Source organism: Noviherbaspirillum soli (assembly GCF_015352955.1).
Lineage (GTDB): Bacteria > Pseudomonadota > Gammaproteobacteria > Burkholderiales > Burkholderiaceae_D > Noviherbaspirillum_A > Noviherbaspirillum_A soli.
Genome location: NZ_JACYOX010000075.1, coordinates 1 through 10901 on the forward strand (window position 1 = coordinate 1; position 10901 = coordinate 10901).

Sequence of the window (10901 nt, forward strand, 5' to 3'; positions counted from 1 at the left end):
CCGTTAGACTGTCCATGAGCGCCTCCTGCTTCGTGGCGATTGATCGGTGTGCAAACCCAATCTTACGAAGCGCAACGGAGGCGCTCAATCATGTCTACAAAGAAAATCCTTATCCCGAACTGAGGTTAATTATTGATCATCGGGCTTACCCAGGACCGGAATAGTTTTAAGCTGGAGGAGTAGGGCTAAATATGGGAGAAAGCTTGCCGAGGTAGGATCGGCAAGCGTCGATTCTCACTCTCGGCGAGAATAAAGAAATCAAAAAAACAGCAGCCTTGTATGGCAATTTAATCAACTGCGAATGGGTAGCAGTGAATAATTTTTAAGCTTGCTGACAGCGACGGCTCAGACCAGCTCCATCAGGCACAGACGGCTCGGCGCAACGCTGCCCGGCTCTTGACAGCATTGTTGATCACCGCGTCCAGCGAACCGTTAATGATTTGCGTGCCGGTAGCGGAAAGGTTGTTTAGCTGCTCCGACTGGAATGACACATTGTAGAACGGGTTCGGTACGATGAAGTACTGGCTGCCGGAAGCGGTCAGAGAGAAGGTCGAGGTGGCACCGAAGCTGCCGCAATGATGCCATTGCCGCAAGTGCTCAGGGTAGGGTTTAGCACTCTCTGGCCAGTGGTCGGAGTACCGTTTGCGATCAGCACGTCGTCGCCGGCACTAGCCGTGGTCCAGACTGTTGCCCCGTTTCCAGGTGCGCCGAAAGTCGTGTTCAAGTTCGTATCGAGGAACAATCGGAGGCTGCTACTGATGCCTGGCGTAAAGTTGAACTTGGTAACGCCGCCGGACTGGGTAAAGGTGCCGGATGCCTGGTACAACACGTACCCAACAGAAGTGGGTAGTGCCAGATCAACGGTGCAGCCATCTATTCCGCCGACATCTGCGGGAAGTATTTCAGCAGCCTGTTAAGCTGAGCTGAGGTTCACTTTTAGGTAACCATCGTCGAACACGTTTAGGCAGTCGTAACTGACATAGCGGTCGTAATGTTGTCGTAAGCATGGGCTCGTATTATCGTTAGCTGCATAATTACTGGAGACGAACGTGGAAGACCATCTTGTCGAACGAATAAAATCAAACGCAAGCTACCATCGCCTAGTGACAACGCGGTCAAGGTACAGTTGGACCCTCGCCGTGATCATGTTGATTGTCTACTACGGCTATATCTTGCTGATCGCTTTTAACAAAGACTTACTCGCAAAACGGCTAGGCGACGGCGTCATGACATGGGGCATACCGATTGGCCTGTTCGTGATCGTGTTTACCGTCGTCATTACTGGCATTTATGTCCGCCGCGCCAATGGCCAATTTGACGACTTGACCGCTGATATCCGGGAAAAGGCCCTCCAATGACACGTTACAAACAAATTTCCGCGTTATTGGCTCTTGCTTGGGCTTGGGAGAGTGCGCTTGCTGCCGGTGACAGTCTGGGGCAGACCATCAAGCAGCCCACTAACTGGACGGCAATTATTATGTTCGCCACCTTTGTCGTTTTTACACTGTTTATTACAAAGTGGGCGGCCTCCAAAACCAAGTCCGCATCGGACTTTTATACGGCAGGCGGCGGCATTACCGGTTTTCAGAATGGTCTTGCAATTGCAGGCGACTTCATGTCAGCAGCATCGTTTCTTGGAATCTCGGCTGCGGTCTACCTGAATGGCTATGACGGCCTGATCTATTCGATTGGCTTCCTGGTCGGCTGGCCAGTACTAACCTTTCTGATGGCCGAGCGGCTGCGCAACCTCGGACGCTTTACCTTTGCCGACGTCGCCGCATACCGCTTTGAGCAACGTCCAATCCGCGTCTTTGCCGCTTCCGGCACGCTAGTCGTTGTAGCATTCTACTTAATCGCGCAAATGGTCGGCGCGGGACAACTAATTAAACTGTTATTCGGCCTGGAGTATTGGATGGCCGTGATCATCGTCGGCACCCTAATGATGATCTATGTGCTTTTCGGCGGCATGACGGCTACGACCTGGGTGCAGATCATCAAGGCCATCATGCTTCTTGGCGGCGCGACTTTCATGGTGTTCATGGTGCTTTACCAGTTTCACTTCAGCCCAGAGGCGCTCTTTGCAAAAGCCGTCGAAGTGCATGCGAAAAAAGATGCGATCATGGCGCCTGGAGGCTTCATCAAGGACCCCATCTCGGCCATCTCATTTGGCATGGCGCTGATGTTCGGCACGGCCGGTCTACCCCACATCCTGATGCGGTTCTTCACCGTGCCAAGCGCCAAAGAGGCCCGCAAGTCCGTGTTTTGGGCAACAACTTGGATCGCTTATTTTTATTTGCTCACCTTTATCATCGGCTTCGGTGCGATCGTCCTCGTCAGTACAAACCCAGTGTTCAAAGATGCGGCTGGCAAATTGCTTGGCGGCGACAATATGGCAGCGGTGCATCTTGCGACAGCGGTCGGCGGCAACGTCTTCCTCGGCTTTATCTCGGCGGTCGCGTTCGCTACCATTCTCGCAGTCGTTGCTGGACTGACGCTCTCAGGCGCGTCGGCTGTATCGCACGACTTATATTCAGTAGTGATGATGAAAGGCAAAGCCAGCAGCACGGATGAGTTGCGCGTCTCCCGCATCACTACAGTGGCGCTGGGCGTCATTGCGGTCATTCTTGGGATTGTGTTCGAGCGGCAGAACATCGCCTTCATGGTGTCACTGGCGTTTGCAGTTGCGGCGTCGGCGACTTTCCCAGTCCTGTTCATGGCGGTGCTATGGCCCGACTGCACCACGCGCGGCGCCACTATTGGAGGCTTTCTCGGACTTGTCACCGCTGTGGCGTTGACGGTGCTGTCCAAGTCGGTCTGGGTTGATGTCTTTCACAATGCTAATGCAATTTTCCCGTACACATCGCCAGCGCTGTTCTCGATGACCGCGGGCTTTTTCGGTATCTGGCTGTTTTCCATTACCGACAATAGCGCGCGGGCCAAGCTCGACCGTGCGGGATTCGAAGCGATGAAAGTCCGCTCTGAAACCGGCATCGGTGCCGCAGGCGCATCGGGGCACTAAAGGTTGAAATCTAAAAACATTTACACTGGAGACCATCATGTCAAGGATCGAATCGGTACAGCATGAAACGTGCGTTTTTCCGCCACCACAAGATCTGGTCGCACAAGCGACAATTTCCGGGATGACAACGTATGCGGCGCTGTGCACGGATGCCGCGCGGGACTATGAAGGGTTTTGGGCCAAGCTGGCGCGTGAGAATCTATTCTGGAAAAAGCCTTTTGCCAAAGTTCTCGATGAGACGAATGCGCCGTTTTATAAGTGGTTTGAGGACGGCGAACTGAACGCTTCCTATAACTGTCTTGATCGCCATCTTGAAAATGGCAATGCTGACAAAACAGCGATCATTTTTGAGGCCGACGATGGCAAGGTCACCACAGCCACTTATCGACAACTTCATCAAAAAGTCTGCAAGCTTGCCATTGCCTGAAGGAACTGGGTATTGCGAAGGGCGACCGGGTCATCATTTACATGGCGATGTCCATCGAAGGCGTTGCAGCCATGCAGGCATGCGCCCGAATTGGCGCAACCCATTCCGTTGTTTTCGGCGGTTTTTCGGCAAAGTCACTGCAGGAACGAGTAATCGATGCCGGCGCAGTCGCCATCATTACTGCCGACGAGCAGGTGCGTGGTGGCAAGCAACTCCCGCTCAAGTCGATTGTCGATGAAGCGTTGGGCATGGGCGGATGCAGCTGTGTTCGGAATGTGATTGTGTATCAACGTACAGGAGCGAAGACAACGGTAACAGCAGGAAGGGATGTTTGGCTGCATAATTTGGTGGCTGAACAACCCGAAGTGTGCGAGCCTGAATGGGTAAGCGCTGAACATCCATTATTTGTCTTGTACACTTCGGGGTCGACTGGAACCCCGAAGGGCGTGCAACACTCAACTGGCGGCTACTTAATGTGGGCTGCCGTGACAATGAAGTGGACGTTTGACCTTAAACCGGCGGACGTATTCTGGTGCACCGCCGATATCGGCTGGATTACCGGGCACACCTATATCGCTTACGGACCGCTGGCGGCAGGCGCGACACAGATCGTGTTTGAAGGCGTGCCGACCTATCCCAATGCTGGCCGGTTTTGGGACATGATTGCCAGACATAAAGCAACCATCTTCTACACCGCGCCGACGGCAATCCGCTCTCTAATCAAAGCAGCTGATGCAGATCCGGCAGTGCATCCCTCTCAATATGATCTTGCGAGCCTGCGTCTTTTGGGGTCAGTAGGAGAGCCAATCAATCCCGAAGCATGGATATGGTATTACAAAAACGTTGGTCGGGAAAAATGTGGCATTGTTGACACGTTCTGGCAAACGGAAACCGGAGGTCACGTCATTGCTCCACTGCCCAGGGCGACACCAATGGTGCCTGGTTCCTGCACATTGCCGCTTCCAGGAATGATGGCAGCCGTGGTAGACGAAACCGGCCAAGACCTGCCGAACGGGCAGGGTGGGCTGCTCGTTATTAAAAAGCCATGGCCTTCGATGATTCGAACCATCTGGGGTAATCCGGAGCGCTTTAAGGCCAGCTATTTTCCGGACGAGCTTGGCGGCGCCACTTATCTTGCCGGCGATGGCGCGATACGGGATCAAGATACAGGCTACTTTACCATTACTGGCCGCATTGACGACGTATTGAACGTTTCTGGACATCGCATGGGGACGATGGAAATCGAATCCGCGCTAGTTGCGCATGCATTAGTGGCGGAGGCAGCCGTGGTCGGCAAGCGTGACGAAACGACCGGCGAATCGATCTCTGCATTCGTGGTCTTGAAAGGTGCCCGTCCGGTAGGCGATGAAGCCATGCAGATTGCCAAAGAATTGCGGGAATGGGTAGGCAAAGAAATCGGACCAATTGCGAAACCTAAGGAAATCCGGTTTGGCGACAATCTGCCCAAGACCCGCTCAGGCAAGATCATGCGCCGCATCTTGCGCAGCATGGCCAATAACGAGGAAATTACACAAGACACGTCAACTTTGGAGAACCCCGCCATTCTTGACCAGTTGCGGCAAGTACTCTGACGTATCCACGCACGGCGTGACGAGAGCGATAGCCAAAGCATGTTCAATGACGACGCTATTCGCGTGCGAGTAAAGCCCGAGTGGTGAAATGGCCTCCGTAAAATGGCAAAAGAATGTCATTAAAAAATGGGCAGTAGAAGTTTTGAAAGTTAAAGGAAACGCAATGGACGATGTCGTTATTGTTGCAGCATTGAGAACAGCGGTCGGCAAATTCGGCGGCACGCTATCCAAGATTCCCGCCGCCGACATGGGCGCCAGCGTCATCAAGGCACTGCTCGAGCAGACCGGTGTGGACCCCGCTGCCATCAGCGAAGTGATCATGGGCCAGGTGCTGACCGCCGGCGTGGGCCAGAATCCAGCCCGCCAGGCCGTCATCAAGGCCGGCCTTCCCGACGCCATCCCCGGCTTTACCATCAACAAGGTCTGCGGCAGCGGCCTGAAGGCCACCCATCTGGCAACGCAGGCGATCCGCTGCGGCGATGCCGACATCATCATCGCCGGCGGCCAGGAAAACATGAGCGCGTCGCCGCATGTGCTCAACAATTCCCGCGAAGGCTTCCGCATGGGCGACGCCAAGCTGGTCGACACCATGATCGTCGATGGCCTGTGGGACGTCTATAACCAGTACCACATGGGCGTGACCGCCGAGAACGTGGCGAAGAAGTACGAAGTCTCGCGCCAGGACCAGGACGCGTTCGCGATGGCCTCGCAGAACAAGGCCGAAGCCGCCCAGAAAGCCGGCCGCTTCAAGGACGAGATCGTGCCGCTGCAGATCGCGCAGAAGAAAGGCGCGATCACCTTCGACACCGACGAGTATCCCAAGCACGGCACCACGCTGGAATCGCTGGCCGCGCTGCGCCCCGCCTTCAACAAGGAAGGCACCGTCACTGCCGGCAATGCCTCCGGCCTGAACGATGGCGCCGCCGCGGTGATGATGATGTCGGCGAAGCGCGCAGAGCAGCTGGGCCTGACGCCGCTGGCACGCATCAAGGCCTATTCCTCGGCCGGCCTCGATCCCAGCATCATGGGCATGGGCCCGGTGTCAGCCACCAAGCTGTGCCTGCAGAAGGCTGGCTGGACCCATGAAGACCTGGACCTGATGGAAATCAACGAAGCCTTTGCCGCGCAGGCCATTGCGGTCAATCGCCAGATGGGCTGGGACACCAGCAAGATCAACGTCAATGGCGGCGCGATTGCGCTGGGCCATCCGATCGGCGCTTCCGGCTGCCGCATCCTGGTGTCGCTGCTGCATGAGATGGTCAGGCGCGATGCCAAGCGCGGGCTGGCCAGCCTGTGCATTGGCGGTGGCATGGGCGTAGCACTGGCAGTCGAACGCTGAGACCGGCGGCAACGCCAACTTTTTGATTCGTCATTCAAGACAGGAGCAGACATGGCTAGGATTGCATTGATTACGGGCGGCATGGGTGGCCTCGGTGAAGCGGTGTGCGTGAAAATGGCGGCCCTCGGCTACCAGGTGGTGACAACCTACTCGCCGGGCAACACCAAGTCCGCCGAATGGTTGTCCAGCATGGAACAGCAGGGCTACAAGTTCTATGCCTATCCCTGCGATGTGGCGGACTACGACTCGGCGCAGCAATGCATCGCCCAGATCGCCAAGGACCTGGGACCGGTGGATGTGCTGGTCAACAATGCCGGCATCACGCGCGACATGACGTTCAAGAAGATGGACAAGACGGCATGGGATGCGGTCATCCGCACCAACCTCGATTCGGTGTTCAACATGACCAAGCCGGTATGCGATGGCATGACCGAGCGCGGCTGGGGCCGCATTATTAACATCTCCTCCGTCAACGGCCAGAAAGGCGCGTTCGGCCAAACCAACTATTCCGCGGCCAAGGCCGGCATGCACGGCTTCACCAAGGCGCTGGCGCTGGAAGTGGCGCGTCGCGGGGTGACGGTCAACACGATCTCGCCGGGCTATATCGGCACCAAGATGGTGATGGCGATTCCGCAGGAGGTGCTTGATACCAAGATCATTCCGCAGATTCCGATGGCGCGCCTGGGCAAGCCGGAAGAAGTGGCGGGCCTGGTGGCTTACCTGGCTTCGGACGAGGCGGCCTTCCTGACCGGCGCCAACATCGCCATCAATGGCGGCCAGCACATGTCTTGACAAGTGTTTGTCAGTGCAAAGGCCGCGCCTTGCATGGAGGAACGTTCCAAATTGGGCAGTTGCCTTTCGCAACGGGCTCACGCCGTTCGGCCACTGGCATGTTAATTACTTTTAAACTGATCGAGGACTTTATTTTGACGTCTCGAGATTTGCAAATGCGAAGCCGGCTGATGAGTTGGCACTCGTAGGGAGACCATCGTAAGTGCGTGGTATCTCTCGATTGAATTTTTTGGGTAACGTCGCAACGTTATTTGGGTCATAATTAATGTTTTGCTTGTTAGATCAAGCCAAATTTACAAGCTAAGGGTCAAAATGTCGTCCCTTTAAGGCGTCCCATGGGTTGTAATTTGGAGGAAAAATCTTTGCTCGAAAGGTTTAAATCGGCAGAAAGTTTGACGGTTTGCAGAACGTCTTCCAGACACCGCAACCGAGATATTTAAATCTATCGACTAGGAAGTAAACCATGTCAGGAAAAACAAAGGCCGCCCGCAGAAGCTTTTTCGCGGGTCTGGGGCTGGTTGCAGCCGCTGGCGTCGCCGCCAAGCTGTCACCCGCCAACGTGGTCGAAGCCATCGCCGAACAGCCTGCCGAGCCGGAAGGCAACAGCTATCGCCTGAGCGAGCACGTCAAGAAGTACTACCGCACTACCACTATCTAATTTCGAGGTGACCTCCATGCTGTTGACTCGCAAAGGCCAGTCGGGCCAGCGTTCGAACACGCGTTTTTCATCCAGCCTGGCTGATACTCTGTCGCGCGCATTGCCGACCATGGACAGGCGCATGTTCCTCAAGCGCTCCGGCATCGGCGTTGGCGCCGGCATCGCAGCGGCGCAGCTGGGACTGATCCGCAAATCCAATGCGGCCGACAGCGCCAAGGCCGGCGCGCCGGGCGCGAAGATCGAAGTCCGCCGCACCGTCTGCACTCATTGCTCGGTGGGCTGCGCGGTTGACGCGGTGGTGGAGAACGGCGTCTGGGTGCGCCAGGAGCCGGTATTCGATTCGCCGATCAACCTCGGCGCGCATTGCGCCAAGGGCGCGGCGCTGCGCGAGCACGGCCATGGCGAGTACCGCCTGAAATACCCGATGAAGCTGGTCAACGGCAAGTATCAGCGCATCAGTTGGGACGTGGCCTACAACGAGATCGCGGCCAGGCTGCTGGACATGAAGAAGACCAATGGCCCGGATTCGGTGTTCTGGGTCGGCTCGTCCAAGCACAACAACGAGCAGGCACAGTTGCTGCGCAAGTTCGTCTCGTTCTTCGGCTCCAACAACTGCGACCACCAGGCCCGCATCTGCCACTCCACCACGGTGGCCGGCGTTGCCAACACCTGGGGCTATGGCGCAATGACCAACAGCTACAACGATATGCAGAACGCCAAGGCGGCGATGTATATCGGCTCCAACGCGGCCGAGGCGCATCCGGTGTCGATGCTGCACATGCTGCATGCGAAGGAAAACGGCTGCAAGATGATCGTGGTCGATCCGCGCTTCACCCGCACCGCAGCCAAGGCCGACCAGTACGTGCGCATCCGTTCCGGCTCGGACATTGCCTATTTGTACGGCATGCTGTACCACATCTTCAAGAACGGCTGGGAAGACAAGAAGTACATCCATGACCGCGTCTACGGCATGGAAGCGGTCAAGGAAGAAGTGATGAAGTGGACGCCCGACCGTGTCGAGGAAGCCTGCGGCGTGCCGGAAGCGGAAGTGTTCAAGGCCGCGCAGACGATGGCGCTGAACAAGCCTTCGACCGTGGTCTGGTGCATGGGCCAGACCCAGCACACCATCGGCAATGCGATGGTGCGCGCCTCCTGCATCCTGCAGCTGGCGCTGGGCAATGTCGGCGTGTCCGGCGGCGGCACCAACATCTTCCGTGGCCATGACAACGTGCAGGGCGCAACCGACGTCGGCCCCAACCCCGACTCGCTGCCCGGCTACTATGGCCTGGCCACCGGCGCATGGAAGCACTGGTGCAATGTCTGGGGCGTGGACTATGAATGGGTGAAGAAGCAGTTCGCCTCGCAGGCCATGATGGAAAAGTCCGGCACCACGGTGTCGCGCTGGGTCGATGCGGTGCTGGAAAAGAACGAGCTGATCGACCAGGACAGCAATGTCAAGGCGATGGTGTTCTGGGGCCATGCGCCGAACTCCCAGACCCGCGGCCTGGAAATGAAGAAGGCCTTCGACAAGCTGGACCTGCTGGTGGTGATCGATCCGTATCCCTCGGCCACCGCGGCAATGGCGGCGATGAAGGTCGACGGCCAGGAATTGAACCCGAACCGCGCGGTGTACCTGCTGCCGGCCGCCACCCAGTTCGAGACCTCCGGCTCGGCCACCGCGTCGAACCGCTCGGTGCAGTGGCGCGAGAAGGTCATCGAGCCGCTGTTCGAGTCCCGTACCGACCACATGATCATGTACCAGCTGGCGGAAAAGCTGGGCTTCGCCAAGGAGCTGGTGGCAAAGATCAAGCTGGTGCCGGGCAAGGGCGGCATGATGGAGCCGGAACCGGAGTCGATGCTGGAAGAGATCAACCGCGGCACCTGGACCATTGGCTACACCGGCCAGTCGCCGACGCGCCTGAAGGCGCACATGCGCAACATGCATCTGTTCGACGTGAAAACCCTGCGCGCCAAGGGCGGCAAGGACGCGGCGACCGGCTACGACATCACCGGCGACTATTTCGGCCTGCCGTGGCCATGCTTCGGCACGCCGGAAATGAAGCACCCGGGCTCGCCCAACCTGTACGACACCACCCGGCACGTGATGGATGGCGGCGGCACCTTCCGCGCCAACTTCGGCGTCGAGCGCGATGGCGTCAGCCTGCTCGCCGAGGACGGCTCGCATTCGGTTGGCTCGGACATCACCACCGGCTACCCGGAGTTCGACCATATCCTGCTGAAGAAGCTGGGCTGGTGGGATGACCTGACCGAGGCGGAAAAGAAGGCTGCCGAAGGCAAGAACTGGAAGACCGACCTGTCCGGCGGCATCCAGCGCGTGACGATGAAGGTGCATGGCGTGCATCCGTTCGGCAATGCCAAGGCGCGCGCCGTGGTCTGGAACTTCCCCGACCCTGTGCCGAAGCATCGCGAGCCGCTGTACGGCACCCGGCCTGACCTGGTCGCCAAGTATCCGACCCATGACGACAAGAAGGCGTTCTGGCGCATGCCGACGCTGTACAAGTCGGTGCAGGACAAGAACGTCGAGCAGAAGCTGTACGAGAAATTCCCCATCATCCTGACCTCCGGCCGTCTGGTCGAGTACGAGGGCGGCGGCGAGGAAACCCGCTCCAATCCGTGGCTGGCCGAACTGCAGCAGGAAAACTTCGTGGAGATCAACCCGAAGGCTGCAGCCGACCGCGGCATCCGCGATGGCGAGTACGTGATCGTGGCCACGCCGACTGGCGCCCGCATCAAGGTCAAGGCGCTGGTGACCCCACGTGTCGGCCCGGACACTGCCTTCATTCCGTTCCACTTCTCGGGCTGGTGGCAGGGTCGCGACATGAAGGAGTACTACCCGGAAGGCGCGTCGCCGATCGTGCGCGGCGAGGCGGTCAATACCGCTACCACCTACGGTTATGACGTTGTAACGATGATGCAGGAAACCAAGACCACCATCTGCAACATCGAAAAGATCGTGGCCTGATGCGGCGTAGCCAACAGCGAATAAAGAGGAATAGCAAATGGCAAGAATGAAATTCATCTGCGACGCGGAGCGCTGCATCGAGTGCAACAGC

General features: G+C 57.5%; 7 protein-coding genes and 1 pseudogene. 7 read left to right on the forward strand and 1 reads right to left on the reverse strand.

What is annotated here, in order from left to right:
- Positions 1-359: 359 nt before the first annotated feature.
- Entirely contained in the window at positions 360-593 is a 234-nt protein-coding gene (locus IGW04_RS24875) for a hypothetical protein (protein WP_194715790.1), read from the reverse strand.
- Between the two features lie 456 nt (positions 594-1049).
- Here IGW04_RS24875 and IGW04_RS24880 point away from each other — a divergent pair, with 456 nt between their 5' ends.
- From IGW04_RS24880 to IGW04_RS24910, 7 genes and pseudogenes are all read left to right on the forward strand, one after another.
- Positions 1050-1358 carry a DUF485 domain-containing protein gene (locus IGW04_RS24880; protein ID WP_194715791.1) on the forward strand — a complete coding sequence of 103 codons (309 nt, stop codon included), beginning with the start codon at positions 1050-1052 and terminating at the stop codon, positions 1356-1358.
- On the forward strand, positions 1355-3019 hold the full coding sequence (locus IGW04_RS24885) for a cation acetate symporter (RefSeq protein WP_194715792.1): 1665 nt from the start codon (positions 1355-1357) through the stop codon (positions 3017-3019). The genes IGW04_RS24880 and IGW04_RS24885 overlap by 4 nt, the downstream gene beginning before the upstream one ends.
- Positions 3020-3056: 37 nt before the next feature.
- Positions 3057-5038, forward strand: a pseudogene (gene acs / locus IGW04_RS24890) (acetate--CoA ligase).
- A gap of 163 nt (positions 5039-5201) precedes the next feature.
- Complete coding sequence (locus IGW04_RS24895) at positions 5202-6377, forward strand: acetyl-CoA C-acetyltransferase (RefSeq protein ID WP_194715793.1); 1176 nt, start codon at positions 5202-5204, stop codon at positions 6375-6377.
- Positions 6378-6428: 51 nt separating this feature from the next.
- A complete protein-coding gene (phbB, locus tag IGW04_RS24900; protein ID WP_194715794.1) occupies positions 6429-7169 on the forward strand; it encodes an acetoacetyl-CoA reductase in 741 nt (246 codons plus the stop codon).
- Positions 7170-7632: 463 nt separating this feature from the next.
- Positions 7633-7827 (forward strand): hypothetical protein, encoded by a 195-nt coding sequence (locus IGW04_RS24905; protein WP_194715795.1) that lies wholly within the window; start codon positions 7633-7635, stop codon positions 7825-7827.
- Between the two features lie 16 nt (positions 7828-7843).
- Positions 7844-10810, forward strand: a complete 2967-nt coding sequence (locus tag IGW04_RS24910) for a formate dehydrogenase subunit alpha (protein ID WP_194715796.1) — start codon at positions 7844-7846, stop codon at positions 10808-10810.
- The last annotated feature ends 91 nt before the right edge of the window (positions 10811-10901 follow it).